This window comes from Pedomonas mirosovicensis (assembly GCF_022569295.1).
Taxonomy (GTDB): domain Bacteria; phylum Pseudomonadota; class Alphaproteobacteria; order Sphingomonadales; family Sphingomonadaceae; genus Pedomonas; species Pedomonas mirosovicensis.
Genome location: NZ_JAKFIA010000001.1, coordinates 2,681,382 through 2,706,220, shown reverse-complemented (window position 1 = coordinate 2,706,220; position 24,839 = coordinate 2,681,382). Strand labels below are relative to the sequence as shown.

General features: G+C 66.2%; 30 protein-coding genes. 11 read left to right on the top strand and 19 right to left on the bottom strand.

Annotated elements, in window-relative coordinates; translation table 11 throughout:
* The first annotated feature begins 107 nt into the window (after positions 1-107).
* Complete coding sequence (locus L0C21_RS12985) at positions 108-920, top strand: hypothetical protein (RefSeq protein ID WP_259278762.1); 813 nt, start codon at positions 108-110, stop codon at positions 918-920.
* 62 nt (positions 921-982) lie between these two features.
* Here L0C21_RS12985 and L0C21_RS12980 read toward each other — a convergent pair whose 3' ends face one another.
* Positions 983-1,966 carry a peptidoglycan-binding protein gene (locus tag L0C21_RS12980; protein WP_259278761.1) on the bottom strand — a complete coding sequence of 328 codons (984 nt, stop codon included), beginning with the start codon at positions 1,964-1,966 and terminating at the stop codon, positions 983-985.
* A gap of 172 nt (positions 1,967-2,138) precedes the next feature.
* Between L0C21_RS12980 and L0C21_RS12975 the strand changes: the two genes are divergently transcribed.
* The gene (locus L0C21_RS12975) at positions 2,139-2,936 is read left to right on the top strand and encodes a crotonase/enoyl-CoA hydratase family protein (protein ID WP_259278760.1); all 798 of its coding nucleotides are present in this window, start codon (positions 2,139-2,141) and stop codon (positions 2,934-2,936) included.
* A gap of 85 nt (positions 2,937-3,021) precedes the next feature.
* Here L0C21_RS12975 and L0C21_RS12970 read toward each other — a convergent pair whose 3' ends face one another.
* Complete coding sequence (locus tag L0C21_RS12970) at positions 3,022-3,621, bottom strand: NYN domain-containing protein (protein WP_259278759.1); 600 nt, start codon at positions 3,619-3,621, stop codon at positions 3,022-3,024.
* A 353-nt stretch (positions 3,622-3,974) separates the two neighbouring features.
* Between L0C21_RS12970 and L0C21_RS12965 the strand changes: the two genes are divergently transcribed.
* On the top strand, positions 3,975-4,205 hold the full coding sequence (locus tag L0C21_RS12965) for a sulfurtransferase TusA family protein (RefSeq protein WP_259278758.1): 231 nt from the start codon (positions 3,975-3,977) through the stop codon (positions 4,203-4,205).
* A 6-nt stretch (positions 4,206-4,211) separates the two neighbouring features.
* On the opposite strand, the gene L0C21_RS12960 is transcribed toward L0C21_RS12965, so the two are convergent.
* A complete protein-coding gene (locus L0C21_RS12960; protein ID WP_259278757.1) occupies positions 4,212-5,204 on the bottom strand; it encodes a hypothetical protein in 993 nt (330 codons plus the stop codon).
* Positions 5,205-5,443: 239 nt separating this feature from the next.
* Here L0C21_RS12960 and L0C21_RS12955 point away from each other — a divergent pair, with 239 nt between their 5' ends.
* Positions 5,444-5,794 (top strand): GFA family protein, encoded by a 351-nt coding sequence (locus tag L0C21_RS12955; RefSeq protein ID WP_259278756.1) that lies wholly within the window; start codon positions 5,444-5,446, stop codon positions 5,792-5,794.
* 33 nt (positions 5,795-5,827) lie between these two features.
* On the opposite strand, the gene curA is transcribed toward L0C21_RS12955, so the two are convergent.
* The 3 genes from curA to purL form a co-directional block, all read right to left on the bottom strand.
* Positions 5,828-6,859 (bottom strand): NADPH-dependent curcumin/dihydrocurcumin reductase, encoded by a 1,032-nt coding sequence (curA, locus tag L0C21_RS12950; RefSeq protein WP_259278755.1) that lies wholly within the window; start codon positions 6,857-6,859, stop codon positions 5,828-5,830.
* 104 nt (positions 6,860-6,963) lie between these two features.
* Positions 6,964-7,386: an organic hydroperoxide resistance protein gene (locus L0C21_RS12945; protein ID WP_259278754.1), complete on the bottom strand. Its 423-nt coding sequence runs from the start codon at positions 7,384-7,386 to the stop codon at positions 6,964-6,966.
* A gap of 454 nt (positions 7,387-7,840) precedes the next feature.
* Complete coding sequence (purL, locus tag L0C21_RS12940) at positions 7,841-10,045, bottom strand: phosphoribosylformylglycinamidine synthase subunit PurL (protein ID WP_259278753.1); 2,205 nt, start codon at positions 10,043-10,045, stop codon at positions 7,841-7,843.
* 219 nt (positions 10,046-10,264) lie between these two features.
* On the opposite strand from purL, the gene L0C21_RS12935 reads away from it, so the two are divergent.
* Positions 10,265-10,618 (top strand): RidA family protein, encoded by a 354-nt coding sequence (locus L0C21_RS12935; RefSeq protein ID WP_259278752.1) that lies wholly within the window; start codon positions 10,265-10,267, stop codon positions 10,616-10,618.
* A 77-nt stretch (positions 10,619-10,695) separates the two neighbouring features.
* Here the strand turns inward: L0C21_RS12935 and L0C21_RS12930 are convergent, their stop codons facing one another.
* On the bottom strand, positions 10,696-11,022 hold the full coding sequence (locus L0C21_RS12930) for a type II toxin-antitoxin system PemK/MazF family toxin (protein ID WP_259278751.1): 327 nt from the start codon (positions 11,020-11,022) through the stop codon (positions 10,696-10,698).
* The gene (locus tag L0C21_RS12925) at positions 11,019-11,240 is read right to left on the bottom strand and encodes an antitoxin MazE family protein (RefSeq protein WP_259278750.1); all 222 of its coding nucleotides are present in this window, start codon (positions 11,238-11,240) and stop codon (positions 11,019-11,021) included. Before L0C21_RS12925 ends, L0C21_RS12930 begins: the two co-directional genes overlap by 4 nt.
* Before the next feature lie 195 nt (positions 11,241-11,435).
* Between L0C21_RS12925 and L0C21_RS12920 the strand changes: the two genes are divergently transcribed.
* Positions 11,436-12,422 carry a hypothetical protein gene (locus L0C21_RS12920; protein WP_259278749.1) on the top strand — a complete coding sequence of 329 codons (987 nt, stop codon included), beginning with the start codon at positions 11,436-11,438 and terminating at the stop codon, positions 12,420-12,422.
* Positions 12,423-12,490: 68 nt separating this feature from the next.
* On the opposite strand, the gene purQ is transcribed toward L0C21_RS12920, so the two are convergent.
* The 3 genes from purQ to purC all read right to left on the bottom strand — a co-directional run bounded on the left by purQ (position 12,491) and on the right by purC (position 14,285).
* Positions 12,491-13,156 (bottom strand): phosphoribosylformylglycinamidine synthase subunit PurQ, encoded by a 666-nt coding sequence (gene purQ / locus L0C21_RS12915; RefSeq protein WP_259278748.1) that lies wholly within the window; start codon positions 13,154-13,156, stop codon positions 12,491-12,493.
* A 104-nt stretch (positions 13,157-13,260) separates the two neighbouring features.
* Complete coding sequence (gene purS, locus L0C21_RS12910; RefSeq protein WP_259278747.1) at positions 13,261-13,500, bottom strand: phosphoribosylformylglycinamidine synthase subunit PurS; 240 nt, start codon at positions 13,498-13,500, stop codon at positions 13,261-13,263.
* On the bottom strand, positions 13,497-14,285 hold the full coding sequence (gene purC / locus L0C21_RS12905; protein ID WP_259278746.1) for a phosphoribosylaminoimidazolesuccinocarboxamide synthase: 789 nt from the start codon (positions 14,283-14,285) through the stop codon (positions 13,497-13,499). The genes purS and purC overlap by 4 nt, the downstream gene beginning before the upstream one ends.
* 279 nt (positions 14,286-14,564) lie before the next feature.
* On the opposite strand from purC, the gene L0C21_RS12900 reads away from it, so the two are divergent.
* From L0C21_RS12900 to L0C21_RS12885, 4 genes are all read left to right on the top strand, one after another.
* Positions 14,565-14,888, top strand: a complete 324-nt coding sequence (locus tag L0C21_RS12900) for a DUF1476 domain-containing protein (RefSeq protein ID WP_259278745.1) — start codon at positions 14,565-14,567, stop codon at positions 14,886-14,888.
* A gap of 52 nt (positions 14,889-14,940) precedes the next feature.
* Positions 14,941-15,177 (top strand): BolA family protein, encoded by a 237-nt coding sequence (locus L0C21_RS12895; protein ID WP_259278744.1) that lies wholly within the window; start codon positions 14,941-14,943, stop codon positions 15,175-15,177.
* Positions 15,178-15,193: 16 nt separating this feature from the next.
* A complete protein-coding gene (gene grxD / locus L0C21_RS12890; protein WP_259278743.1) occupies positions 15,194-15,526 on the top strand; it encodes a Grx4 family monothiol glutaredoxin in 333 nt (110 codons plus the stop codon).
* Between the two features lie 79 nt (positions 15,527-15,605).
* Positions 15,606-17,024 carry a pyridoxal phosphate-dependent decarboxylase family protein gene (locus tag L0C21_RS12885; RefSeq protein ID WP_259278742.1) on the top strand — a complete coding sequence of 473 codons (1,419 nt, stop codon included), beginning with the start codon at positions 15,606-15,608 and terminating at the stop codon, positions 17,022-17,024.
* A 182-nt stretch (positions 17,025-17,206) separates the two neighbouring features.
* Here the strand turns inward: L0C21_RS12885 and L0C21_RS12880 are convergent, their stop codons facing one another.
* The 6 genes from L0C21_RS12880 to L0C21_RS12855 all read right to left on the bottom strand — a co-directional run bounded on the left by L0C21_RS12880 (position 17,207) and on the right by L0C21_RS12855 (position 22,160).
* On the bottom strand, positions 17,207-17,659 hold the full coding sequence (locus L0C21_RS12880; RefSeq protein ID WP_259278741.1) for an OsmC family protein: 453 nt from the start codon (positions 17,657-17,659) through the stop codon (positions 17,207-17,209).
* Positions 17,656-18,282 (bottom strand): GntR family transcriptional regulator, encoded by a 627-nt coding sequence (locus L0C21_RS12875; protein ID WP_259278740.1) that lies wholly within the window; start codon positions 18,280-18,282, stop codon positions 17,656-17,658. The genes L0C21_RS12880 and L0C21_RS12875 overlap by 4 nt, the downstream gene beginning before the upstream one ends.
* Positions 18,283-18,406: 124 nt before the next feature.
* Entirely contained in the window at positions 18,407-19,108 is a 702-nt protein-coding gene (locus L0C21_RS12870; protein ID WP_259278739.1) for a haloacid dehalogenase type II, read from the bottom strand.
* Complete coding sequence (locus tag L0C21_RS12865; RefSeq protein ID WP_259278738.1) at positions 19,105-19,701, bottom strand: GNAT family N-acetyltransferase; 597 nt, start codon at positions 19,699-19,701, stop codon at positions 19,105-19,107. The genes L0C21_RS12870 and L0C21_RS12865 overlap by 4 nt, the downstream gene beginning before the upstream one ends.
* A gap of 127 nt (positions 19,702-19,828) precedes the next feature.
* The gene (gene cysK, locus L0C21_RS12860) at positions 19,829-20,752 is read right to left on the bottom strand and encodes a cysteine synthase A (RefSeq protein WP_259278737.1); all 924 of its coding nucleotides are present in this window, start codon (positions 20,750-20,752) and stop codon (positions 19,829-19,831) included.
* A 79-nt stretch (positions 20,753-20,831) separates the two neighbouring features.
* Positions 20,832-22,160, bottom strand: a complete 1,329-nt coding sequence (locus tag L0C21_RS12855) for an MFS transporter (protein WP_259278736.1) — start codon at positions 22,158-22,160, stop codon at positions 20,832-20,834.
* A gap of 271 nt (positions 22,161-22,431) precedes the next feature.
* Between L0C21_RS12855 and L0C21_RS12850 the strand changes: the two genes are divergently transcribed.
* Positions 22,432-23,301, top strand: coding sequence for an LOG family protein (locus L0C21_RS12850; protein WP_374940237.1), 870 nt, complete (start codon positions 22,432-22,434; stop codon positions 23,299-23,301).
* Between the two features lie 19 nt (positions 23,302-23,320).
* Here the strand turns inward: L0C21_RS12850 and L0C21_RS12845 are convergent, their stop codons facing one another.
* Together L0C21_RS12845 and L0C21_RS12840 are read right to left on the bottom strand one after the other, a co-directional pair.
* Positions 23,321-24,109 carry a GntR family transcriptional regulator gene (locus L0C21_RS12845; RefSeq protein WP_259278734.1) on the bottom strand — a complete coding sequence of 263 codons (789 nt, stop codon included), beginning with the start codon at positions 24,107-24,109 and terminating at the stop codon, positions 23,321-23,323.
* 189 nt (positions 24,110-24,298) lie between these two features.
* Complete coding sequence (locus L0C21_RS12840) at positions 24,299-24,835, bottom strand: NUDIX hydrolase (protein ID WP_259278733.1); 537 nt, start codon at positions 24,833-24,835, stop codon at positions 24,299-24,301.
* Positions 24,836-24,839: the final 4 nt, after the last annotated feature.

The following is a 24,839-nucleotide window of genomic DNA, read 5'->3' as shown; positions in this document are numbered from 1 at the left end:
GCGAAGCGGCGGGCCCCCGGTGGGGAGCCCGGCAGATTTCACGCTGACGCCCCCGCCCAAATCGGTTAGGATGAATACCGGGCAAATGTAACGGGGCAAGAGGGGGCATGGACGGACCATTGCGCCGGACTCTTCTGGTATTGGCCGTGATCGCGACCGCCGCGCCGGTCAGCGCCGGTTTCGCAGCCACGCCCGGTGACGCGCCAGCCGCCGCCGCATCCCGGCAGGCTCCCAATCTCTACGGTGCGCTTACGCAGAAGAACCCATCCTCCGATGTGATCGCGCCGCTCATCGAGCAGGCAATCCGTCAGGCGGGCTTCGCCTGCGCGCCGCTGCGTGACTATCAGATTTTCCGCGTCGACGCGCAAAGCCAGACGCTCAAGGCCAAGTGCGCCGAACGGCCGACCTACGCGCTCACCGTTGCCTCCCAGGGCAGCATCCGGGTAGGGGGCGGCGATGGCACCGTTCAGCCGATGAACCCGCAGGATGGCCCTATCGTGCCGGTTTGGGGCATTCGCGCCGACCGCTATCTTGCCCAGGCGGCGAAAACCGAGGCGGTGGCCCCGCAGCCAGCCGCTGCTGCAACGACTCGTCATGCGACGGCGGCCGGAGCGATTCCAGCTCTCCCGGCCGGGCAGGAATGGGGACCAACGCTCTGGGCGGGCCTGCTGCTGGCGGTTCTGCTGGCGCTGCCCCTGCTGGTCTGGTTCAACGCGCGACCATCGGAAGCGCAGGGCTTCACCAGCCATGACAAGGACCTGCTGATGGAGGAATCGCAGGAGATCCTGCCGGAAATCTATCAGCACCCGGAAGGCTGGTTCATCGTACGGGGGCGGCGCGGCAAGCGGCGGGTCTTCCGCACGCTGTTCTTCGCTTATCTCTACCGAAGGTATGGCCTGAAGCTGGGGGAAGTGCGCTGACCCCGGGCGGGCAGGGACGAACTCTCCCGCGCCCGCTGCGCCGCGTTCGGCCTGCTTGCGCGCTACACCGTGATGGTGCGGCGCTGATGATCCTCAAGGCGGATCTTGCGATCCACATAGGCGGTCAGCCACTGCCGGTGCGCGGCGGTTGCATCGCCTGCCGCCTGGATGCGGTGGGCGGCGGCATTGCCGCCAATCTGCGAGGCCAGGAGCACGCGCGCGCGCGAGGGGTCCAGCCCGGTGGTCAGGAAGCGGGCGGCATCGCCCACGCCCAGATGGTGGGCGAGATAGGCCCGCTTCGCCAGCTCCTCCGGCGGCAGGCCATCGTGCACCAGCCCCTGATTTTCAAGCGCACTGAGGTTGGCGCGGGCATAGTCCGCCGCCGCCTCGATGGAGGAGCGGGGATCGAAGCGCAGCGCCAGAAGGTCCTCCCGAGCCGCGGGCAAAACCCGCCCGTTCTGGTCCAGCCAGCCGCGCTCCCTGGCGACGCCGTTGAGAAATGTGCCCGGCCGCTCGGTCTCGCTCTCCCAGGTGGAGGCGAGGAACTGGGTCAGCCCCGCCGCCGAGGAGCGGGGGTTGCGGCTGCCCGGATCCCACACGCCGTTGTGGGAGGCGGCTTCGGCGTCGACGATGCTCGCCAGCATGGCGGCGGGAAGGCCGGTGCGGGCCGAGGCGCTTTCCAGATAGGGTTGGTAGATGGCGTTGCCTTCCAGCGCCAGGGGCGCATTCGGGTCCGTGCCGGAGGCGCGCAGGCCAGTGCCCCCCATGGCGAAGGGCGCAAGGCCGGCAGCCTGAGCCACGGCCGCGTCGCCGGCGTTCTCGCCTTGCAGGGCCAGCAGAATGGCAGGGTCGATGCCCAGCATCTGGGCCGAGGCGGCAGCGTTCTGGGCCGGGCTGAGGTTGGCGTCGGCCTCGCCCAGCACCGCCTGCCAGAGCTGGCGCAGCATATCCTGGCGCATGTCCGACCAGGCAAGGGCGGCGCGGCCCTCGGGCGAGAGCTGCGGGGCGGACAGGGATTGCATGGGCAGTTGGGTGGCGCTGGTCATGACCGGCGAAAATCTCCTTGGCCCTACCATCCCCTGATGTGGTGAAGAAAAGGTTTACGCGGCTCGTGCCGCACCAGGGTTGGAGGTAAGCTTGGCGTAGCCGGTAACGGAACAGGACCGAGGATAAGGACTGGAAAGGTCCCGGGTCCGGAAAAAGGGGAGGAACCACGCCATGACACACGAGGCAAGCGCCGGATCGGTGACGGTTGAAACCTTCGGCCACATCCTGCTCATTGGCATCAACCGCCCGAGCAAGCGCAACGGGCTGACGCCGGAGATGCTGGCCGCGCTGGCGAAAAGCTACCAGCGGCTGGAAGACGAGCCGGACCTGCGCGTCGGCGTTCTCTACGGGCACGGCACGGACTTCTGCGCCGGGCTGGACCTGCCCCGCTTTCGGGAGGCCTTTGCTGCCGGCGATGTGTTCATGAGCGATGAAGGCCAGCCGGATATCTTCGCGCGCCGGCCACCGTGGCGGCAGAAGCCGCTGATCGCGGCGGTGAAAGGCGTCACCTTCACCGCCGGGCTGGAGCTGGCGCTGGCGGCGGATGTCGTCGTCGCGGCCACGGATGCGCGCCTTGCGATGCTGGAGCCGAGCCGCGGCCTCATGCCGGTGGGCGGGGCGACCTACCGCTTCATCCAGCGGGGCGGCTGGGGCAACGCCATGCGCTGGCTGCTCACGGGCGAGGAGTTCGGGGCTGATGAGGCCCAGCGCATCGGCCTGGTGCAGGAAATCGTGCCGCCAGGGTTCGAGTTGAACCGGGCCATCGCCATTGCGGAGGCCATCGCGGCGCAGGCCCCGCTGGCGGTGGCGGCCATTCGCGCCAACGCGCTTACCTATGTGCAATCGGGCGAGGCCGCCTGCGTTGCCGAGTTTGGCGATGTGGCCCGCCGCCTCGCCGCCACCGCCGACTTTGCCGAAGGCATCGCCAGCTTTCAGGAAAAACGCGAGGCCGTGTTCACGGGGCACTAAGGGGGCACGGGAAGGCTTTTAGTGCAGAGGGACGCTCAGCCAGTGGCTTTGCCCCTCTGCATTGCTGCCCTCAAGCGGTTGCCGTTCAGTCCCGCGGGTCGGGCTTCGGCCACTCCACCTCGCGCATCACATCGAAGTGGGCGAGGATTTCGCCATGCAGCGGCGCGTTCGGGAAATCGATGCCGATGAGCTGCACGCTTGAGTTCCGGGCCCGCGCCATGGCCGGGATGAGGTCGGTGTCAGCGGCCACCAGCACCACGCGGTCGGCTGCCTGCCTGTCGATAACCTGGGTCAGGTCAAGGCCCAGCTGCAGGTCGATGCCCTTCTGCTCGAAGTCCGGGCGGAAGTGCTGGTCGGTCAGGCCGCCGGTGGGCATGGGCAGCATCTTCGGCTTCCAGCCCCGGAACTTCAGCATGCCGGTGCGGACGCACAGATAGTCCCGGCTGGCCAGTTCATCGAGCCAGCCGCCACCCGACTTGAAGTGATAGGTGTCGCCTGAAACCGGAAGCTGCGCTTCGCCCTGGAAGGGGCGGCAGTCGTAGTAGAAGACGCGGACCAGCTCTTCCTGCTTCTCGAGCACGGCGTGGGCAAAATCTTCAATAAGGTCAACTGTATAGTCAACGCCATCCCGGCGGGCTTGGGCACGCAGATGGCCACCGTCAATCTGGACGATAACACGCTTCATAAAACAAACTCCCCGCGAAGAATAAAGAGACGCTGGCAAAAATCTAAAGCAGCAAGATCATTACCATAGCGGCGGATTCTCACTCGTGCCAGAGCCTCAACAAGCCTGAGCCGGTATATTTACAAAACCGTTCACCGGGCCGGATCGGCCCTTTTGTCAGAACGTCTCAGCGACCTGTTGCGTGCAGAAAAACCCGCGAAAACCCTGCCCGTCGGGCGCGGCAAAGTGGCTGTGCGCCGCATCGATGCGCGCGGCATGGGCGGGAGTTTCTCCGGTGTATTTTCGGCAGGCGGTTTCGTGCTAGGGGAGAGGCCTTGGCCCCGTGGCGGGCGCAAGGATCGGAAGGCGGAAACATGGAAGACGTGCGCCGTATCGATGCGCGTGGGCTGCGCTGCCCGCTGCCGGTGCTGCGCCTGCGCCGGGAGGCGGAGGGCGCAGGCCCCGGCGCCTGCCTTGAATTGCTGGCGACCGATCCGGCCGCGCGCCGCGACGTGCCGGCCTTCTGTGCCGAGAAAGGCTGGACACTCGAAAGCGCGGCCGATCTGGATGAGGGCATCACCCTCTATCGGGTGCGGATCGCCTGACCGCGGTCAGCGGTCACCCATCTCTCCGCCGCTCGCCATCCGGCGCAGGAAGCTCTCTGCCGCGCGGCGTACCTCTTCAGGCTGCATCCGGGCCAGTTCCGCCAGCGGGCGGCCATCGCCCACTTCCTTCGCCAGCAGATAGCCCATGTAATAGCCGCTGCGGGGCGGCAGGCCTTCCGGCGCCGTTCCGCTTTGGAAGTAAAGGGCCGCCTTATCCTCCCCTTCGTTGAAATCGGCCAGAAGGCGGGCGGCGATCGCCATGCGGTGCCGCTCTCCCGCATCGGCCAGATCCGCCGGAAACCATAGGGTTTCCTGCAGCGAGAGGCCGGGGTTCATCCGGTGGCTCACGTAGGTTGCGAGCCCTTCCTTCCACAGCGACCACCAGATGGGAGAGTCGTTCTCCGACGGCTCCGCATCGCCCAGCGCCTCGCTCTGGTAGATGTGAAATAATTCATGGTGGAAGAAGGCGGGCAGCGTCCGCCCGGTGTGGATCATGGAGATGAGGTCGGTGCCGAACAGCAGCCGGGCGCGCCCGTCCTTCCCCTCGTAGACGTGGCCATCGAAGTGGAACAGCGAGGGGCCGAGCGCCACGAAAGTGTCGCAGCGAAAATCGGGAAACTCCGCGAGAAAACTGGCCTGCGCGCTGGCGAAGGCCGCATCGATGGTCCGGCCGCGCTCCAGCATCTTCTCCATGCTGAACGGCGGGAAGCCCGCGAAGGTGCGCCGGGCCTTGGGATCAAGGAAGCGAGCTGCCTTGGCGGCAATCTTCTCCGGCCCGCCGAAGGTGGGCGCGCCGTAAAATGCAGGAAATCTGGCGGCGAACTGCCGGGCGAAGGCCTTGCCCTGCGCTTCTGGCGGCGCATCGCCTTGGCTTTGCAGGAACTGCTCGAAGGCGGGCATCAGCGTCTCGAAGCGGCATCCGGCGGCGAGCGCAGGCGCGGCGGACACGCAGACGGAAAGGACGGCGAGGGCGAACCCCGCCCGTTGGGCGCGGAGCATTGCTGCATCCCCTTTTAAGTCAAGAGAACTACGCTGTCCGTTGTATGGCACAGGCCGATTCTCCGAGCCAGCCGCCTCGCTATTGGCTGGCGCAGCTTTCGAGCAGGATGTTAGGAAAGCGCGGCCAGTAAGGAATTTAGGGCCGTGGCCTGCTGCAAGCAGGCCGAAAAGGCTCTAGGATGCCTTTCCGACATTTCCCGGCGTATCGGGAACAGCATGCCAAAGGGAGCAGTATGCAAATGCAACGATATCACGGCGGATGCCAGTGTGGCGCGGTCGCCTATGAGGTGGAGGCGAGCCTCGATCAGGCCGTCACCTGCAACTGCTCGCGGTGCCAGCGCATGGGGTTCGTGCTCACCTTCACGCCGCGCGAGAAGTTCGAGCTGAAATCCGGGCAGGAGAACCTGACCGAGTACCGCTTCAACAAAAAGGCGATCCAGCACCTGTTCTGCGCCACCTGCGGGGTGGAGAGCTTCGCCTACGGCAAGATGCCGGATGGCACGGAGATCGTCGCCATCAATGTCAATTGCCTTGAGGGCGTGGACCCGCGGGCGATCCCGGCTCATGCCGTGGACGGCCGCAGCTTCTGATCCGGCAGGGGCGGTACGGGAGGCGGTAGGGGCTCAGTCCCCCACCTTTACCACCAGCTTGCCGAAGTTCTGCCCCTCCAGCAGCCCCATGAAGGCGGCGGGCGCATTCTCCAGCCCGTCCGTCACGTCTTCCTTGTAGCGAATGCGGCCGTCCTTGACCCATTGGGTCATGTCCGCATTGAACTCGGCGGCGCGGTGGCCGTAGTCCAGCGTCACGATGAAGCCCTGTACCTTGAGGCGGCGAATGAGGATGGTGGTGAGCAGTTGGGGCATGCGATCCGGCCCCGGCGGCAGCTGGGTCATGTTGTACTGGGCGATGAGCCCGCACAGCGGCACGCGCCCGCCGGGATTGAGGCGCGGCAGCACCGCCTCGAACACCTTGCCGCCCACGTTCTCGAAGTAGACATCGATACCATCCGGGCAGGCTTCGGCCAGTCTGTGTTTCAGGTCGTCGCTGCGGTGATCGACACAGGCATCGAACCCCAGCTCCTCGACGGCATAACGGCATTTCTCCGCCCCGCCCGCGATGCCGACGACGTGGCAGCCCTTGAGCTTGGCGATCTGCCCGACGACGGACCCCACCGCGCCCGTGGCGGCGGCGACGGCGACCGTCTCGCCCGCCTTGGGCTGGCCGATATCGAGGAGGCCGAAGTAGGCGGTCATGCCCGGCATGCCGAGCACGCCAAGCGCATGGGAGGGGTTCTCCATGGAAGGGTCGAGCTTGATAAGTTCCCGGCCGTCCGAGATGCCGTAGTCCTGCCAGCCGCAGTAGGAGAGCACCAGATCGCCCGGCGCAAAGCCGGGATGGTTGGAAGCCTCCACCCGGCTTACCGTGCCGCCCACCATCACCCCGCCCAGCGAAACCGGCTCGGCGTAGGACGGGCCTTCGTCCATCCGCCCACGCATGTAGGGGTCGAGTGAGAGGTACAGCGTCCGCAGCAGCACCTGCCCGTTGCCGGGTTGCGGCACGGGCGCTTCCTCCAGCCGGAAATTCTCCGGTGTCGGCGCGCCCTTGGGCCGCGCGGCCAGAACGATGCGGCGGTTAATGTCGCGGGATTGCGGCATGGCTCTCCTTCCCCATGGAGCAGGTTTCGAGCAGGGTGCAATGGAAGGGGCGGGCGGTCAAACCAGCCCCCCATCGGGCGTGGTTTCCTTTGAGACGCAGCGTCTCAGATGACGCCCAGATCTACTTCCACATTGCCCTTGATGGCGTGGGAGTAGGGGCACACCTCGTGGGCCGCCCGCACCACCGCCTCGGCCTGTTCCGGCTCGATGCCCGGCATCTCGACGGTGAGGCGCACGGCAAGGCCGTAGCCCACGCCGTCATCCCGTCGCCCGATGCCAACCGTCGCCGTCACCTTGGCGTCTTCGGGCACCTCCACGTTGTGCTTGGGGGCGGCGGCCTTTACCGCGCTCAGGAAGCAGGCGGCATAGCCCGCCGCGAACAGCTGCTCCGGGTTGGCGCCGGAGCCGCCCTTGCCGCCCAGCCCCTCGGGGATGGAGAGGTCGAATGCCACCCTGCCGTCTTCCGTTTCGGTGTGGCCTTCCCGCCCGCCGGTCGCCGTGGCCCTGGTTTCGTAAAGCGTCTTCACGAGGCAGCCTCCTCACTACACTGCAACAGGCGGAGAAACGCAGGGAGGGAAGGATCGCTTCGCGGGGCTTTGGTGCGCCATGACAACATGCGCGCGCTTAACATAAAGCGAAATCGCCGCTAGTGTGGTTTAAACGCTCACTGAGAGGTTTTTGCCTATGTCGGCTAGGGTGGTAGCAGGCAGACTCGGAATCGCGCTGTAAGGGGCCTTTACGGGCCTTCACGGGGCATGCGAGGCGGGGAGGGGGCGGGTCTTCTTGTTTTGCAGAGGGTATTGGACCCTCTGCACTCCCTTTCCGTTTGTCGGGCCGTGTTTCCGGCGCATACCGGGGAGGGGTCGTTTTTCTTTTGGTTGGGAAATTGGGCCGTGCGCGTGATGAGGGGCGTGGCCCGATAGAAAAAATGGGAGGTGCAGGAGGGTCCAAGACCCTCCTGCAAAACAAACCAGCCTGCGCTTACGCCATCAGCGACGGCAGCCACTCTTCGTGGGCCTGCCGCAGGTCGGCGATGGCGACGCTGAACAGGTCGCGGGCGGTCACGTGGTCGCCGTCGGTCTCGCCGATGACGGTGGCGGCGACGCCCGCCGCCGAAGCTGCGGCCAGCAGGGCTTCCACATTCCGGGTGGTGACGACGTAGCGGCCCTGATCCTCGCCGAACAGCCAGGCGTGGGGCGCGGTGACTTCGGCCGGGATGGCCAGTTCCGCGCCGATTTTGCCCGCCAGGGCCATCTCGACCACGGCAGCGATGATGCCGCCGTCCGAGCAGTCGTGCACGGCGGTCAGCGCCCCGGCGCGGATCTGCTCGCGCACGAAGTCGCCGGTCTTGCGCTCAAGGCTCAGGTCAACCGGCGGCGGCGCGCCTTCCTCGCGGCCAAGGATTTCCCGCAGATAAAGCGACTGGCCGAGGTGGCCTTTGGTTTCGCCCAGCACCACGATGGTCTCGCCCGCCGCCTTGAAGGCGACGGTCGCCATGGTCTCGTAGTTTTCCAAGAGGCCGACGCCGCCGATGGCCGGGGTCGGCAGGATGCCGGAGCCGTTGGTCTCGTTGTAGAGCGACACGTTGCCGGAGACGACCGGGAAGTCGAGCGCGTTGCAGGCGTCCGCCATGCCCTCGATGCAGCCGACGAACTGGCCCATGATCTCGGGGCGCTGCGGGTTGCCGAAGTTCATGCAGTCGGTGATCGCCAGCGGCTTGGCGCCGACGGCGGTGATGTTGCGCCATACCTCGGCCACGGCCTGCTTGCCGCCCTCGACCGGGTCCGCGAAGCAGTAGCGCGGGGTGCAGTCGGTGGAGATGGCGAGCGCCTTCTTGCTCTGGGTGCCGTCCTGCACGCGCACGACCGCCGCGTCGCCGCCGGGGCGCTGGATGGTGTTGGCCATGACCATGTGATCATACTGTTCCCAGATCCAGCGGCGCGAGGCCATGTCCGGCGAGCCGACGAGCTTGAGCAGCGCCGCGCCGTAATCGTTGGGCGCGGGCACCGCCTCGGCGGACAGCTCGGCAGGCTTCGGCGTCGGCACATACGGGCGCTCGTAGGCCGGGGCGTTGTCGCCGAGCGGACCCAGCGGAATGTCCGCCGCCACTTCGCCCTTGAACTTCAGCACCAGCCGCTCGGTGTCGGTGATGGTGCCGATGACGGCGAAATCCAGCCCCCACTTGTGGAAGATCTTCTCCGCCTCGGCCTCGCGGCCGGGCTTCAGGATCATCAGCATGCGCTCCTGGGATTCGGAGAGCATCATCTCATAGGGCACCATACCCTCTTCGCGGCACGGCACCTTGTCGAGGTCCAGCTCGAGGCCGACGCCGCCCTTGGACGCCATCTCGACCGACGAGGAGGTGAGGCCCGCCGCGCCCATGTCCTGAATGGCGACGATCGCGTCCGACGCCATCAGCTCGAGGCAGGCTTCGATCAGCAGCTTCTCGGTGAAGGGGTCGCCCACCTGCACGGTGGGGCGCTTCTCCTCCGAATCCTCGGTGAACTCGGCGGACGCCATGGTCGCGCCGTGGATGCCGTCGCGGCCGGTCTTGGAGCCGACGTAGACCACCGGATTCCCCAGCCCTGCGGCGGCCGAGTAGAAGATCTTGTCCGTGCGGGCGATGCCCACCGTCATGGCGTTGACGAGGATGTTGCCGTTGTAGGAGGCGTGGAAGTTCACCTCGCCGCCGACCGTCGGCACGCCGACGCAGTTGCCGTAGCCGCCGATGCCGGAGACCACGCCCGAGATGAGGTGGCGCATCTTCGGGTGCGTCGGCTCACCGAAGCGCAGGGCGTTCATGTTGGCGATGGGGCGCGCGCCCATGGTGAACACGTCGCGCAGGATGCCGCCGACGCCCGTCGCCGCGCCCTGGTAGGGCTCGATGTAGGACGGGTGGTTGTGGCTCTCCATCTTGAAGATGGCGGCCCAGCCGTCGCCGATGTCGATGACGCCCGCGTTCTCGCCCGGGCCCTGGATGACCCACGGGGCCTTGGTCGGCAGCTTCTTCAGGTGCACGCGGCTCGACTTGTAGGAGCAGTGCTCCGACCACATGACGGAGAAGATGCCGAGTTCGGTGAGGTTCGGCTCCCGGCCGAGGCTCTTGAGGATGACCTCGTATTCCTCGTTGGTGAGGCCGTGTTCGGCGACGACTTCGGGCGTAATGGCTGGGGAGGACACGGACATTCAGTCTCTCAATCCAAAAAGCGCGGGACAATTGGGCACGCTCATAGCGGCTTGGGGAACAGAACGCCAGCCTGCGATGGCCGTTCTGTGGCGTTCTGTGACGATGCGCGCCACTCATGCCCCGCCCCGCCCGGCCGCCTCCTTTTGCCGCCCTTGATTATCGGGCCGGAACCGGCCATGGCCTTGATCCAGTTCGTTCCACACAGCAAAGGATCAGCCATGTCCACCACCATCACCCGCCTCGAAACCGGAGCCCGCATGAGCCAGGCGGTCATCCACAACGGCACCGTCTATCTGGCGGGGCAGGTGGGCGAGACCGGCGCAAGCGTCGCCGAGCAGACCGCCAGCGCGCTGGCCGAGGTCGATCGCCTGTTGGCGCTCGCGGGCAGCGACAAGACCCGCATCCTCTCCGCCCAGATCATCCTCGCCGACATCTCGACCTTTCCTGAGATGAACAAGGTGTGGGACGCCTGGGTCGCCCCCGGCCACGCGCCCGCCCGCGCCACCATCGAGGGCAAGCTCGCCGCGCCGGAGTATCTGGTGGAGGTTATCGTCACGGCAGCGGTGGGGTAACGCCGGGAAGCCAGCCCTTCGGGCCTTGATGCAAGGGGTTGCACAGCCAGTGGCTTCGCCCCCTTGCGATCCGGCGGTTACCCCGCCAACCCGAGGAAGACGAGGACCGCGCGGTTGAGGCGGACCATGTCCTGCGCGGCCAGCTCGCCGATGCGCTGATCGACTTGGCTGCGGCGCACGGTCACGATCTTGTCGACCATGAGCCAGGACGGCTGTTGCAGGCCGTTGGAAGGGCTCGGCTCGATGGGAAGCCGGATGAGCGGGGCGTCGACGGCGGTGGTTGTCAGCAGGCAGACCGTCACCGAATCCGTGCCGTCAAAGGCGTCGCTCTGGAGGATGACGGCGGGCCGTGGCTTTCCGGCATAGCCGCCGGCGGCAACCGTGACGATCGCGCCGCGCTTCATTCATCGTTCCAGTCCGCGACGGCATCGACGAACGCCTGGTCCTCCTCCGCCGAAGGGGAGCGGGAAACGGCAAGGCTTTGCAGATGGGCCTGCTCCAGAAAGGCGCGCGAGCGCACATCCGGAACCCAGATCTGAATGGGCTTTAATCCTTGGGCGCGCAGCCGTGCGCGGTAATCGCTCACGCGGCGTCGGGTGTCGTTCGGATGAGGCTGGGCCATGGAACCTCCGTTACATGTAACATAACGGATAACGGGAGATCTCTCAAGCGAGGGCCGCCGTGGCGCATTGGCCGGGAAACGGCCTGTGGTCTTCGGCCGCCGTGCGGCAACGCTGGTTTCGCTGGACAGCCTGCTCGGGGCAAGGCAAATGGCAAACATTCCTCGTATGACATAAAGATGATGAAAGGCGCCCCGATGCCCTCATGTCTACGTTCCACGGCCGCCGTGGCGGTCGGTATCGCCTGCGCTGTCGGCGCGGTGCTACCGCACTCGGCGGTTGCCGTGCAGAGCGCCGCTTCGGCGGCCGCGAAAGGGCGGATTACGCCGCTCTCGGTGCAGGTGACGGACCCTGCGCTGCCCGTCGCCGCGCGCAAGACGCTGACGAGCAAGATCGACGCCCTCGTGGCGCGCGTGCTCGCAACGCCGGCGCTCACCGATCCGCGCGGCTTCAGCATCCGGCGCAGCGCGCGCATCGACACCCTGCCCGAGGGCTTCCCCGCCAGCCACCCGGCCCGCGCCGAAGCCATTATCCTGCCGCAGGAGATCGATCTGGAGCACGGGGCCAAGCCGGACGCCGCCGGAGCCTATATGGGGAGGCTCGAGGGCCCGACCTTCCGGATCTTCATCAACGACCTGATGGCCTTTTACGCCAATGCGGCGGGCAGCGACCCTGTCCGGGACATCCAGTACTTGCCGCTCAAGACCGGATCGGTTCAGGGCTTCCCGGTCTACCGCGTGGGCGTGCGCGACGTGGTGGTGGTGACCAAGCCCGGCCGCGAGCCGTTCGTCAACGTGACGAAGGGCGAATATCTCCAGAAGCTCATCGACGAGACGCGCGCCACCATTGCCGAGATCGGCGGCACGCCGCACCCGAAGATGCAGGCGACGCTCGACGAGCAGACAGCGGCGCTGGCGGCGCTCAGCCCGCTGGAGCGCGCCGAACCCGCCTGCGTCAGCGCCCGGCTGCGGCAGGTCTTCGGGGACTGCAGCGCCGCGGACGCCAGCTTCTATGTCCGCCCCAACCTGGACTATTTCGACAAGGGCGCACCGAAGGGAGCGGTTCAGCTGGTCGCCATCTCCAGCCCGGCCGAGGGCGGCCATGGCCATCCGAGGCTGGAGCCGAGGCTCCGCGCCGCAGCCGCCGCGCTCGACTTTCAGGCCATTCAGGCGAGCCTCGATTGATTCACTCCAAAACGAAAAGGCCGGGGGCAAACCCTCCGGCCTTTCGTGTAACCAGCGAAGCGCAAGCCTTACTTCAGCGAGGCGATCACGCTCTCGAAGAGGGCGCGGCCGTCGGTGCCGCCCTGTTCCGGCTCGATGAGCCGTTCCGGGTGGGGCATCATGCCGATGACGTTGCCCTTTTCGTTGATGATGCCGGCGATGTCGTTGCGCGAGCCGTTGGGGTTTTCAACATAGCGGAACACCACCCGGCCCTCGCCTTCGAGGCGGGCCAGCGTCTCATCGTCGGCGAAGTAGTTGCCGTCGTGGTGGGCGACCGGGAACACCACTTCCTGACCAGGCTGGTAGTGGCTGGTGTAGGCGGTATCGGCGCTTTCCACTTTCAGCGCCACGTCGCGGCAGATGAACTTGAGGCCGGCGTTCCGCATCAGAGCGCCCGGCAGCAGCCCGGCTTCAGTGACGATCTGGAAGCCATTGCACACGCCCAGCACCTTGACGCCGCGCTCGGCGGCCTTGACCACCTCGCGCATGATCGGCGACTGGGCGGCCATCGCGCCGGAGCGCAGGTAGTCGCCGTAGGAGAAGCCGCCGGGCAGGGCGATCAGATCCAGACCCTCGGGCAGGGTGCTGTCGCCGTGCCAGACCATGGCGGGCGCGTTGCCGCTGATCTTGTGCAGGGCAGCGGCCATGTCGCGGTCGCAGTTGGAACCCGGAAAGACGATAACGGCGGATTTCATAACCTTGACCCTAGTTTTGGGACCCTAGTTCTGGGTGTTGCACTCGGGGCTGGCCCGAAAGCGGATCGGCCGCCCGGCGGGGCGGGCGGCGTCCTGACCGGCTCTCAGGCCAGTTCGATCCGGTAGTTCTCGATGACGGTGTTGGCCAGCAGCTTGCGGCACATCTCATCGATCTGGGCCTTGGCCTTGGCCTCGTCGGTCTCGGCCACTTCCAGTTCGATGAACTTGCCCTGACGCACGTCCTCAACACCGCTGAAGCCCAGGCCATGGAGCGCACCCTCAATGGCCTTGCCCTGGGGGTCGAGCACCCCGTTCTTCAGCGTCACGTAAACCTTGGCTTTCATCCCCGTCCTTCCTCGCGTGCCTTGCGGTGCTGTTCCAGATCAAGAACCGTCGAGACCGAACCTTCCGGCAGCAGGCCGAGGCGGCGCGCGACTTCCTGATAGGCTTCCACTTCACCGCCGAGGTCGCGGCGGAAGCGGTCCTTGTCGAGCTTCTCGCCGGTGGCGGCGTCCCACAGGCGGCAGCCGTCGGGGCTGATCTCGTCCGCCAGCAGGATGCGGCTGTAGTCGCCTTCCCACAGGCGGCCGAACTCCAGCTTGAAATCGACGAGCTTGATGCCGATGCCGGCGAACAGGCCCGACAGGAAATCGTTGATGCGGATCGCGAGGTCCGCGATGTCATGCATCTCTTCCTGGGTCGCCCAGCCGAAGGCGGCGATGTGCTCGTCGGTGATCATCGGATCGCCGAGGGCATCGTTCTTGTAATAATATTCGATGATGGTGCGCGGCAGCGGCATGCCTTCTTCCAGGCCCAGCCGCTTGGCCAGCGAGCCCGCCACCACGTTGCGGACAACCACCTCGATCGGCACGATTTCCACCTGCCGCACCAGCTGCTCGCGCATGTTCAGGCGGCGGATGAAATGGGTCGGAATGCCCATGTTGCCGAGGAGCGTGAACACATGCTCCGAGATGCGGTTGTTGAGCACGCCCTTGCCGGAGATCGTGCCCTTCTTCTGCGCGTTGAAGGCGGTCGCGTCATCCTTGAAATACTGGATGAGAGTGCCAGGCTCGGGTCCTTCGTAAAGGATCTTGGCCTTGCCTTCGTAAATTTGGCGACGGCGAGACATAATTGGGTCCACTGAGTCGGAAGTGTCTATGCTGACGGGCCTGATACGCTTGTAACGCTCGGTTCCTGATATGTCCCTTCGGCAGATCAGGGCCAAGCCGCGAGGGCCGCCCCAGCGAGTCGGGTCCTCCATACTCCAAAGGGTCCTGGGGAACAATTGAAGATTGTCATCCCGTTATCAGGCAGCGATTCGCGCACTCCAGCCTGGCTGGATGTTGATATGGCCCAGGCGGCTCTCTATGTAGGGAATGAGATCGATCAGTTCCAAGAGAAAGAGGCCATGACCACGTTCGACAACCGGGAGAAGGCGTTCGAGGATAAGTTCGCGCGGGATGCGGAGCTGCAGTTCAAGGTGGCAGCCCGGCGCAACAAGCTCCTGGGTTTGTGGGCGGCCGAGCTTTTGAAGCTGACGCCGGAAGAGGCGGAAACCTACGCCAAGTCGGTGATCCATGCCGATTTCGAGGAAGCGGGCGACGATGACGTGTTCCGCAAGATTTACGGCGACCTGACCGCCCGTGGCATCGAGATTTCGGAGCACCAGGTGCGTCGCGTGATGGAAGAGAAGATGGCGGAAGCCCGCCGTCAGTTCTTCGAGAGCATTTGAGCACCGGCCTCGGCAAAACGGGGCGGATGCGGACAAGGTAGAGTATCGTACCATGCCAATGGCAGCTGACGACATCGCGCGCCTCATCAAGGAGGCCCTGCCGGACGCCGAGGTCACCATCGATGACCTGGCGGGCGACGGCGACCACTATGCGGCGACCGTGGTGTCGTCCGCCTTCGCAGGGCTGCCGCGGGTGCGGCAGCATCAATTGGTTTATCAGGCGTTGCAGGGCCGGATGGGCGGCGAGTTGCACGCGCTGGCGCTGACCACCAAGGCACCGGCGGCCTGAGCTTGGAGTAGAACATATGAGCGAAAACGTTTTCGACAGCATCCGTCAGGCGGTTGATACCTACGACGTGGTGCTTTTCATGAAGGGCACGCCGGACTTCCCGCAGTGCGGCTTCTCGTCGCGCGCCGTGGCGATTCTGGAGCGTCTGGACGTCTCCTACGCCAGCTACAACGTGCTGGAAAACCCGGAGCTGCGCGAGGGCATCAAGCAGTTCTCCAACTGGCCGACCATTCCCCAGCTCTACGTGAAGGGCGAGTTTATCGGCGGCTCGGACATCATGATGGAAATGTTCGAGTCCGGCGAGCTGGCGCAGCTTCTGGATGAGAAGGGCGTGACCGCTGCCGAGTAAGCGGTTGCCGTCGTCCCGGAATATCCTAGACAAGGCCCGATGCTCCTGCGTCGGGCCTTGTCGTTTATGGAGATGAGTGTTGGATACCGAGACGTTTCGCCGCCACGCCCACGCGCTGGTGGACTGGATGGCGGACTATATGGCGGGCGTGGAAGAATACCCGGTGCGGGCCAGCGTTGCGCCGGGCAGCATTGCCGCCCAACTGCCCGAAGCGCCACCTGAGCAGGGCGAGCCGTTCGAAGCGATCTTCAAGGACTTCACGGATATCGTGCTGCCGGGCATGACCCACTGGCAGCACCCCAGCTTCTTCGCCTACTTCCCGGCCAACGCCAGCCCGCCCTCCGTGCTGGCGGAAATGCTGACCTCGACGCTGGCCGCCCAGTGCATGCTGTGGCAGACCTCCCCCGCCGCCACCGAAATGGAAGGGCGGATGATGGAGTGGCTGGCCCGCGCGCTCGACCTGCCGCAGGACTTCCGTGGCTCCATTCAAGCCAGCGCGTCGGAGGCGACGCTCTCGGCCCTGCTGATGGCGCGGGAGAGAGCGACCGGCGATGCCGCCAACAAGGAAGGGCTCTCCAGCACCGGCCAGCGGCTGGCGGTCTATTGCAGCGAGGACGCCCACTCATCGGTGGAGAAAGGCGCGCGGGTAGCGGGCTTCGGCGCCGATATGGTCCGCAAGATCCCCGTGGACGAAAACCGCGCCGTGCGGCTCGATGCGCTGGAAGCGGCCATTCGCCGAGACGTGGCGGCGGGCATCACGCCCGCCTGCGTCGTTGCCTGCATCGGCGGCACCGGCACCGGCGGCATGGACGACGTGTGGGCGGTCTCGCAGATCGCCCGCTCCCACGGGGCCTTCGTGCACGTGGACGCCGCCTGGGCGGGCTCGGCCCTCATCCTGCCGGAATGGCGCTGGATGGCGGACGGGCTGGAACTGGCGGACAGCTTCGTCTTCAACCCGCACAAGTGGCTGCTCACCAACTTCGACTGCTCGGCCCACTATGTGCGCGACCCTGAAGCGCTGATGCGGACCCTCTCGCTGGTGCCGGAATACCTCCGCACCCACGGCGCGAACGGCGTCACCGACTACAGCAACTGGAGCGTGCCGCTGGGCCGCCGCTTCCGCGCGCTCAAGCTGTGGTTCGTGCTGCGCTCCTACGGCCTTTCAGGGCTGCAAACGCTCCTCCGCCGCCACATCGAACTGGCCAAGCACGCCCACGATACGCTGGCGGCGGAGCCGGGCTTCGAGATCACCTCGCCGCTGAAGCTGGCCCTCTTCACCTTCCGTCACCGACCCGAAGGGCTGCCCGAAGAGGAACTGGACGCCCACAACGAGCGGCTGCTCACCGCGCTCAATGATACGGGCAAGGCCTACTTCACCCAAACCCGCCTGGGCGGCCGCTACGTCATCCGCTTTCAGGTGGGCCAGACCAACACCGAAACCCGCCACGTAAACGCCGCGCTGGACCTGATCCGTGAGACGGCCCGGGGTTTTAGGTAAAGGTTAGTTCGTGGGGGTCTTAACCCCCACACCCCCATTCGTTTTAAGGGCCGTGTCCGTTATGGCGGGTGCGGCCCTTTTCTTGGGGGTGATCTTAATGGGCCGTGCGTGGGGAAAGGGCGCGGCCCGATAAACGCAAGGGAGGTGCAGGAGGGGCGAGCCCCTCCTGCAAAACAAGAAATCTAGAAATTCACCTCGATCTCGGTCTTCACCGAGTTGGCGAGGAAGCACAGCTCGTGGGAGCGGTGGTGGAGGTCGGCTTCGGTGTCCCGATTGGGCGCCTGGCCCGCGTAGGCGACGCGCGGGTTGAGGGTGACGTGGGTGACCTGCGTCTTGCCGCCGATGGTCTCCATCACGCCTTCGGCCTTGTCCGTGTAGCTGTCGACGATGAGGCCCTTCTTGGCCGCAAGCGACAGGAAGAACAGCATGTGGCAGCTGGAAAGCGCGGCGACGAAGGCTTCCTCGGGGTCCACGTTCTCCGCGACCGAGTAGGGCAGCGGCACCACGTGGGGCGAGGAGGAGGCGGGGACGACGTGGCCGCCATCGAAGCTCCAGCGATGGGCGCGGCTATAGCGGTTGTCCGTAAAGCGGGCGTCGCCGCGCTCCCATGCCACTTCGGCGCTGAAGCTGCTCATGCGGGGTCTCCTTCCGGTTGCTGGATGAGGGGCGGGGTGTCTGACAGGTGGGCCGAGAGGGCGTCGACGGCCCTGTCGATGTCCTTGTTCATGCAGGCCGACAGAAGGGCCTGATGCTCCTTGTAGAGAGTGGTGCGCGTCATGCTTCCCCTGGGCTGCATGGCATAGATGCGGCGGCCTTCGCGGCGCAGATCCTCGATCATCGCCAGCAGGCGGTCATTAGCGCAGCCGCTGTAAAGAAGGCGGTGGAACTGAATGTCCAGCTCCTCAATCTCGGCCGGGTCGTCCTCGTCCAGCAGCGCCTCGCAGATGCGGCGGGCCTTGCGGAGTGTGCGCTCGTCCAGCCGGGGCAGGGACAGGCGCAGGGCATGGGTTTCGAGCGCCACCCGAACGCCGATCAGCTCAAGCGCTTGCCTGGCGCTCCATTCGGCGACAACGACGGTGCGGTCTGACCGGCGTGTGAGAAACCCGGCGACCAGCAGGCGCTCCAGCACGCGGCGGACAGGCTGGCGGCTCACCTTGAAGCGGGCAGCGAGGTCTTCCTGCTTCAGCGGCGTGCCAGGGGCCAGCCGCCCCTGTTCAATCTCGTCGCGCAGAATCGCTTCGATAGAGTTTGGATCCATGGATCCAAACTAAGGCAAGAGAACCTCCCGGTCAATGCCGGCCGCAAAGGCGGCAGACAGGCGAAAGGCGGTAGGTAGGAGCTTGCTGGGAAGGGCAAGCCTTGCTTGTGCGAGAACTGGGTGCTCAGTGCGTGGTGACGGCGCGGGCGGCGAACTCGCCCAGCGTCTCGAAGCGCAGGTCAAAGGGCGGCAGGGGGTGGGGCAGGCGGGTGGCGCCCGGCTTGCCCTGGGTGCGGTCGATCCACACCGTCTTGAGGCCGGCGGCCTGGGCGGGGCCGTGGTCGTGGTAGAGGGACTGGGCCACGTGGACGATCTGCTGGGGCGTGATGCCGCGCGCCGCCATCTGCGCCAGCAGGAAATCGAAGTTGCGGGGGTTGGGCTTGTAGGAGCCGATCTGCTCGGCGGTAAACACGCCGTCGAACGGCACGGCCAGCAGCTTTAGCGAGCCGAGGATGCTGGCTTCGTCCACGTTCGAGAGGATGAACAGCTGGAACCGGCTTTTCAGCTTCCGGAGGGCGGCGATGGTGTCGGGAAACGGTGGCCAGTTGGCGATGGAGTCGGCGAAGCGGACGGCGGCCGCGTCATCGCTGGCAACGTCCAGCTCCCGCGCCATCTGGCGGTAGACCTCTGCCACCACCTGCCGATAGGGCCAGATGGGGTGGGCATGCTCCAGATCCGGCTCCACCGCGCCGAAGCCGGCCAGCACCTTGGCGGACCCGAAGCGGCTGACCCAGGGGGCGAGCGCCTGGAGGATGCCGCTTTCCCAGTCGATCAGCGTGCCGTAGCAGTCAAAGCTGAGGGCGCGGACTTGAGACCAGTCGATCATGCTGTCTCTCCGATCACGGGAACGTGCGGGGCGGCGTCTGGCGGAAGCAGGCCAGTAAGGCGGGGGTCTGGCGCGATCTCCACCTTGCGGGCGTAGGGGCGAAAGCCGTGCTTTTGATAAAACGCCAGGGCGCGCGGGTGGTCAAGGCTGCAGGTGTGCAGCCACACCCGCCGGGGCTTCTTCGCCCAGGCGAGCGCCAGCGCCTGCGCCATCAGCCACGAACCCGCGCCGCGGCCGGTGCAGTGCGGCGCAAGACCGAAGAAGCTGATTTCCACCTCGTCTTGCGCTGAAAAGTCCAGCTCCAGCAGCCCCACGTCTACCTTGCGCTCCTGCACTGCATAAAGGGCAACGCCAGGCGCGGTCAGCCTGGCGCGTAAGGACGCATCATCCAGCTGCAGCCGGCTGAACCACAGCCACGGCGCGCCGATGGCGCGGAACAGGGCGCGGTAGCGCTCGGGATCGGGGTCGCTCATCGGCACAAGGTGCAAACCCATCATCACCGGGCCCGGCCGGGGGCGGGGGCGCTCGGTCATCTCCAGGTAAGTGACGACGCTGGCAATGGCGCCGGGGGGAACATCAAGAAGCTCGACCATCACAACCACATGCCAGGCAGAAACGGATTGGGGGCCCTTCTTGTGCCGCAAGCGGGCCAAATGGAAAAGGGGGCGTTGCCGCCCCCCTTCGCCAGTAAGCCGAGTGTCTGTGGCTTTGCTGCCCGGATCAGCTCTCGCTGGGCAGGAAATCCGGCACGGAGAGGTAACGCTCGCCCGTGTCGTAGTTGAAGCCGAGGATGCGGCTGCCCGCCGGAATGTCCTTCAGCTTCTGGGCGATGGCGGCGAGCGTCGCGCCCGAGGAAATGCCGACGAGGAGGCCTTCCTCCTTCGCTGCGCGGCGGGCCATCTCGCGGGCGTCTTCTGCTTCCACCTGCACGACGCCATCGAGCAGGCTGGTGTCCATGATGACCGGCACGAAACCCGCGCCAAGGCCCTGGATGGGGTGCGGGCCGGGCTGGCCGCCGGAGAGCACGGGGGACTGGGTGGGTTCGACCGCGAGCACCTGGAGGTTCGGCCACTTCTTCTTCAGCACCTTGGCGACGCCGGTGATGTGGCCGCCGGTGCCGACGCCGGTGATGATGTAATCCAGCCCCTCGGGGAAGTCGGCGAGGATTTCCTGTGCCGTTGTCTGCTCGTGCACCGTCACGTTGGCTGGGTTCTCGAACTGCTGGGGCATCCATGCGCCCGGCGTTTCATTGACGATTTCGGTCGCCTTCTCGACCGCACCCTTCATGCCCTTCTCGCGCGGGGTGAGCACGAAGGTGGCACCGTAGGCCAGCATCAGGCGGCGGCGCTCGATCGACATGCTGTCGGGCATGACGAGGATGATCTTGTAGCCCTTCACGGCGGCGACCATCGCCAGGCCGATGCCGGTGTTGCCCGAGGTGGGCTCGACGATCACCCCGCCGGGCTTCAGCGCGCCGGAGCGCTCGGCGTCCTCGATCATGGCAAGGGCGATACGATCCTTGATCGACCCGCCGGGGTTCGACCGCTCGGACTTGATCCACACTTCATGCGAGCCGTCGAAGAGACGGTTGACGCGGATGTGCGGCGTGTTGCCGATGGTCTCGAGAACGCTGTTCGCTTTCATGAATGCCTCCAAATGCGGAACCGGCCAATCTGCAGACAAGATAAGGCCATGCTTTCCAAGGCCAAGCGAGAATTTCTTCTCACGAGGCCGGTGAGGCTTTGCCGTTGTCGGTTGATACAGGCTTTGCAGGTATGGGCTCGGGCGGCACCAGCTTGTTGGCCTTGCGAAGCTCGGGGAAGGCCCAGGCCCACAGGCCGGTGACGATGAGCGCGCCGATGCCGCCGACGATGACGGACGGCACAGCGCCGAGCAGCCGCGCCATGAGGCCGGACTGGAACTCGCCCAGCTCATTAGAAGCGCTGACGAACAGGGTGCTGACCGAGGCGACGCGCCCGCGCATGTCATCAGGCGTGTAGAGCTGCTCGAGCGATTGGCGGACGTAGACGCTGATCATGTCCGCCCCGCCGAGGACGATGAGCGCCGCCATCGACAGCGGGAAGGATTTGGACAGGCCGAACACCACCGTGCACAGGCCGAAGAGGCCGACGCAAGAGAACATCCACAGGCCGACGTTGTGGCGCAGCCCGCCGCGCGTGAGCACCAGCGCCACCAGCGCCGCGCCGACGGCCGGCGCCGCGCGCAGGTTGCCGAGGCCTTCGGGGCCCACCATCAGCACATCGCGGGCGAAGACCGGCAGCATGGCCGTGGCCGAGCCCAGCAGCACGGCGAACAGGTCGAGCGAGATCGCGCCCAGAATGATGCGGTTGGTGCGGATGTACTTGAGGCCCGCGACGATGGAGCGCCATGGCTTGGCCTTGTGCGCGACGGCGGTGCGGGCAACCGGGCGGATGCAGAACATGCAGAGGAGCGCAAGGCACAGCATCACAAGGCAGGTGCCGAACACCCACTGGGGGCCGAGCGCCATCAGGTAGCCGCAGGCGGCGGGGCCGCCGACGGCTGCCGTTTGCCAGGCGATGGAGTTCCAGGCGATGGCCGAGGGCAGGATATCGCGCGGCACCAGGTTGGGCGCGAGCGACTGCAGCGCCGGCCCCATGAAGGCGCGCCCGACGCCCATGAGCGCGGCCGAGACGAAGATGGGCCACAGCACGTCGATGCCGGTGACGGTGTGGGTGAACAGCCAGGCGGCGGAGAAGATCTCGACCATGATGGCGCCGCGCGCAACCCAGCGCCGGTCCACATGGTCGGCGACATAGCCGGCGAACAGGGTGCATCCGGCCAGCGCCGCGAACTGCACCAGGCCGATGAGGCCAAGATACAGCGAGGCTTCCTTGATGCTGTGGGTGCGCCGGGCGATTTCGTAGACCAGCCAGCCGATGCCGACAACGGACATGAGGGTGGAGAAGCTGCCCAGGAAACGGGCTGCCCAAAAGAAGCGGAAATCCCGAAAGGCGAAGGCCGTTTTCGGTTGAGCGCCGGGGTCGGGCGCGGCGGTGTCAAGGGTAGGCATGGTTCGGCTATGGCAGTCGCGCGCGCGTAAGTCGAGATGCTTCCTTGCGGCCAATCGCGACATGCCGTTCACGAACCGTCAACAGTTGCACAGGCGCGGCGAGTTTCCGGCCCCGCTCCGGACGGGCAGTGGCGGTATGGCGCGTTCTGGGCGATGATGCGGGCGGGCATTGGTCTGGCCCAGCGGCCTTCCCGCAACAAAGAACGGGCTTTGATCGACCGGCTGCGGTAAATCCGGCGTGCCTTATCAAGTTCAACAAACGATGGACTCTATGACTGCCGATGTCTCCCCACCCCGACGGATCTTCCCCAGCGCAAGCGCGGAAGCGGACCTAGCGGAACGGGTCGAGGGTACGCCCCAGACCAACCACCCGAGCTATCGGCTGGCCTTTGCGGATAATGATTTCCTGCTGCGGGAAGAACTGCGCCCGGTTCGCTTCCAGCTGGAGCTGCTGAAGCCGGAGATGATCCTGCAGGAGCACCGCATCGCCTCGACAGTGGTGTTCTACGGCTCGGCCCGCATTCCCTCTCCGCCCGAGGCAGAGGCGCTGCTGGCGGCGGCCAAGACCCCGCGCGAGAAACTGGTGGCCGAGCGGCTGAAGGAGAAGGCGCACTATTACGACGAGGCTTACAAGCTTGCCCGCCGCTTCTCCAGCATGCCGCAGGACGCGGACGGGGAGCGGCATTTCGTGGTGTGCTCCGGCGGCGGGCCGAGCATCATGGAGGCGGCGAACAAGGGCGCCTATGACGTGGGCGCGCCCAGCATCGGCCTCAACATCGTGCTGCCGCACGAGCAGTATCCGAACGAATACGTCACCCCGTCGCTGAGCTTCCAGTTCCACTATTTCGCCCTCAGGAAGATGCACTTCCTGATGCGGGCGCGGGCGGTGGTGGTGTTCCCCGGCGGCTTCGGCACGTTCGATGAGCTGTTCGAGACCCTCACCCTCATCCAGACGGGCAAGATATCGCCCATTCCGGTGCTGCTGTTCGGCAAGGCCTTCTGGAACCGGGTGGTGAACTTCGAGGCGCTGGCGGAGGAAGGCACCATCTCGCCGCGCGATCTGGAACTGTTCAGGTTCGTGGAGACGGCTGACGAGGCCTGGAAGATCCTCCACGAATGCTGGGGGCTACCGGCCGAGTAAAGGGCTGCGGAAAGGTGGCCTATTGGTGGCGCCAGTAGGCTGCCTTGCCGGGCGGAATGTCGGTCTCGTAGACGAAGCTGTGGCCGGGATGCAGGTGGGTGGCGCAGGCGAGCAGCTCGCCCGCCAGGTCGTGGCACAGGGTGGTGATCCGCAGGCACGGCGCCAGCGCTGCCACGTTCAGCAGCCGCGCCTCGCTCTGGTTGGGAGTGACGGACTGCACCTTCACCTGCACGCGCCCCAGCGGCCGGCCAAGGCGCTCCAACTGCTCCCACAACGGCTCCTGACCGGGAGTAACCTGCCCGGCCAGCGACCGCAGGGTCTCTGACAGGTAGATTTCCACCAGCGCGGCCGGCGCGGCATAGACCGCGGAGCGCACCAGCCAGCGGCTGCCGGCAGCGCAGCCGAGCCGCTGGGACAAGCGCTCGTCCGCCACGAGCGTGGTGGAACCGCCGAAGCGCCCCGGCTGCAGGCTGTCAGCCATCGTGGTGGCGGCAGCGGCGTCATCAGGGGCGGCTTGCGGCGTGGCGGCCCCATCGTGCCGGATGCCATCGTGCCGGATGAGCGTGCCTGCGCCGCGACGGCGGGAAATCAGCCCCTCCTGCTGCAACTGGCGCAGGGCCTCGCGGATGGTGAAGCGGCTCACCTGGTAGTGAGCGCACAGCTTCTCCTCGGTGGGAAGGTAGGAGCCGGCGGCAAATTCCTGTCCCGTGATGCGCGACCGAAGGTCCCTAGCAATCTGCTGGTAGAGCGGCTGGCCGGATAATCCGGCCGGGGGAGCCGCTTCGGTTAATGTCTCGCCTATCGCCATCGCCGTCGACGCCCGTATCGCCATTAACCTACACAGACTAGAATGTTTCGTGCTGTTTTCAACCTTTTGCGATATGGCGGCGGGTGGGTGACGCGAGGCGTATCCCATACCTGATCCGGTAGGGACGGCGCGGCTGGGCCGGCGGCTTCGAGGGAAGGCCAGCCCGGCGCTAAGATCCTATAAAAGCTATTATTCCGCAGGCTTGATCGCGCCGCGCGCGACGGCAAGCGCGCCGTAGACCTTAATGTCGATCATCGCGCCGCGCTGGCGCTGGGCGGCCAGCCAGTTCTCGATGCCATCGAGCGGCACGACGTGAACGATGATGTTCTCGTGGCTCGTGCCGCCGCCCTCGCCGATTCGGGTCAGCCCGGTGGCGAGGTAGATGTGGACCGTCTCCGAGGTCAGACCGGCGGAGGTGGTGCCGTCGTAAAGGTGGGTCCACGCTTCGGCGTGGAAGCCGGTTTCCTCCTCCAGCTCGCGGCGGGCGGCCACCAGCATTTCCTCGTCTGTGTCGTCCTCGTCGCCAACGAGGCCGGCCGGGAGCTCGATCGACTGGCCGTCCAGCGCGGCGCGCCACTGCTCCACCAGCACCAGTTCGCCCGCATCCGTTACCGGAACGATGCCGACGGCCCCGCTGCCCCGGTTGCGCTCGACGAATTCCCAGCCGTCCTCGCGCACCAGTTCCAGATAGTTGCCGGTGCCGAGCACCTCCCTGTTGCCTGCCATACGG

Coding starts and splice junctions, on each gene's coding strand:
- L0C21_RS12930 (WP_259278751.1), bottom strand. CDS start 11,022: ATGAAGCGCGGCGCGATCGTCACGGTTGCCGCCGGCGGCTATGCCGGA.
- cysK (WP_259278737.1), bottom strand. CDS start 20,752: ATGAAAGCGAACAGCGTTCTCGAGACCATCGGCAACACGCCGCACATC.
- L0C21_RS12850 (WP_374940237.1), top strand. CDS start 22,432: ATGACTGCCGATGTCTCCCCACCCCGACGGATCTTCCCCAGCGCAAGC.
- L0C21_RS12970 (WP_259278759.1), bottom strand. CDS start 3,621: ATGAAGCGTGTTATCGTCCAGATTGACGGTGGCCATCTGCGTGCCCAA.
- purQ (WP_259278748.1), bottom strand. CDS start 13,156: ATGAAATCCGCCGTTATCGTCTTTCCGGGTTCCAACTGCGACCGCGAC.
- L0C21_RS12935 (WP_259278752.1), top strand. CDS start 10,265: ATGTCCACCACCATCACCCGCCTCGAAACCGGAGCCCGCATGAGCCAG.
- purL (WP_259278753.1), bottom strand. CDS start 10,045: ATGTCCGTGTCCTCCCCAGCCATTACGCCCGAAGTCGTCGCCGAACAC.
- L0C21_RS12880 (WP_259278741.1), bottom strand. CDS start 17,659: ATGAGCAGCTTCAGCGCCGAAGTGGCATGGGAGCGCGGCGACGCCCGC.
- L0C21_RS12920 (WP_259278749.1), top strand. CDS start 11,436: ATGCCCTCATGTCTACGTTCCACGGCCGCCGTGGCGGTCGGTATCGCC.
- L0C21_RS12865 (WP_259278738.1), bottom strand. CDS start 19,701: ATGGTCGAGCTTCTTGATGTTCCCCCCGGCGCCATTGCCAGCGTCGTC.
- L0C21_RS12875 (WP_259278740.1), bottom strand. CDS start 18,282: ATGGATCCAAACTCTATCGAAGCGATTCTGCGCGACGAGATTGAACAG.
- L0C21_RS12960 (WP_259278757.1), bottom strand. CDS start 5,204: ATGCTCCGCGCCCAACGGGCGGGGTTCGCCCTCGCCGTCCTTTCCGTC.
- L0C21_RS12845 (WP_259278734.1), bottom strand. CDS start 24,109: ATGGCGATAGGCGAGACATTAACCGAAGCGGCTCCCCCGGCCGGATTA.
- purS (WP_259278747.1), bottom strand. CDS start 13,500: ATGAAAGCCAAGGTTTACGTGACGCTGAAGAACGGGGTGCTCGACCCC.
- curA (WP_259278755.1), bottom strand. CDS start 6,859: ATGCCGCAATCCCGCGACATTAACCGCCGCATCGTTCTGGCCGCGCGG.
- L0C21_RS12955 (WP_259278756.1), top strand. CDS start 5,444: ATGCAACGATATCACGGCGGATGCCAGTGTGGCGCGGTCGCCTATGAG.
- L0C21_RS12870 (WP_259278739.1), bottom strand. CDS start 19,108: ATGATCGACTGGTCTCAAGTCCGCGCCCTCAGCTTTGACTGCTACGGC.
- L0C21_RS12855 (WP_259278736.1), bottom strand. CDS start 22,160: ATGCCTACCCTTGACACCGCCGCGCCCGACCCCGGCGCTCAACCGAAA.
- L0C21_RS12840 (WP_259278733.1), bottom strand. CDS start 24,835: ATGGCAGGCAACAGGGAGGTGCTCGGCACCGGCAACTATCTGGAACTG.
- L0C21_RS12895 (WP_259278744.1), top strand. CDS start 14,941: ATGCCAATGGCAGCTGACGACATCGCGCGCCTCATCAAGGAGGCCCTG.
- L0C21_RS12975 (WP_259278760.1), top strand. CDS start 2,139: ATGACACACGAGGCAAGCGCCGGATCGGTGACGGTTGAAACCTTCGGC.
- purC (WP_259278746.1), bottom strand. CDS start 14,285: ATGTCTCGCCGTCGCCAAATTTACGAAGGCAAGGCCAAGATCCTTTAC.
- L0C21_RS12985 (WP_259278762.1), top strand. CDS start 108: ATGGACGGACCATTGCGCCGGACTCTTCTGGTATTGGCCGTGATCGCG.
- grxD (WP_259278743.1), top strand. CDS start 15,194: ATGAGCGAAAACGTTTTCGACAGCATCCGTCAGGCGGTTGATACCTAC.
- L0C21_RS12965 (WP_259278758.1), top strand. CDS start 3,975: ATGGAAGACGTGCGCCGTATCGATGCGCGTGGGCTGCGCTGCCCGCTG.
- L0C21_RS12900 (WP_259278745.1), top strand. CDS start 14,565: ATGACCACGTTCGACAACCGGGAGAAGGCGTTCGAGGATAAGTTCGCG.
- L0C21_RS12980 (WP_259278761.1), bottom strand. CDS start 1,966: ATGACCAGCGCCACCCAACTGCCCATGCAATCCCTGTCCGCCCCGCAG.
- L0C21_RS12925 (WP_259278750.1), bottom strand. CDS start 11,240: ATGGCCCAGCCTCATCCGAACGACACCCGACGCCGCGTGAGCGATTAC.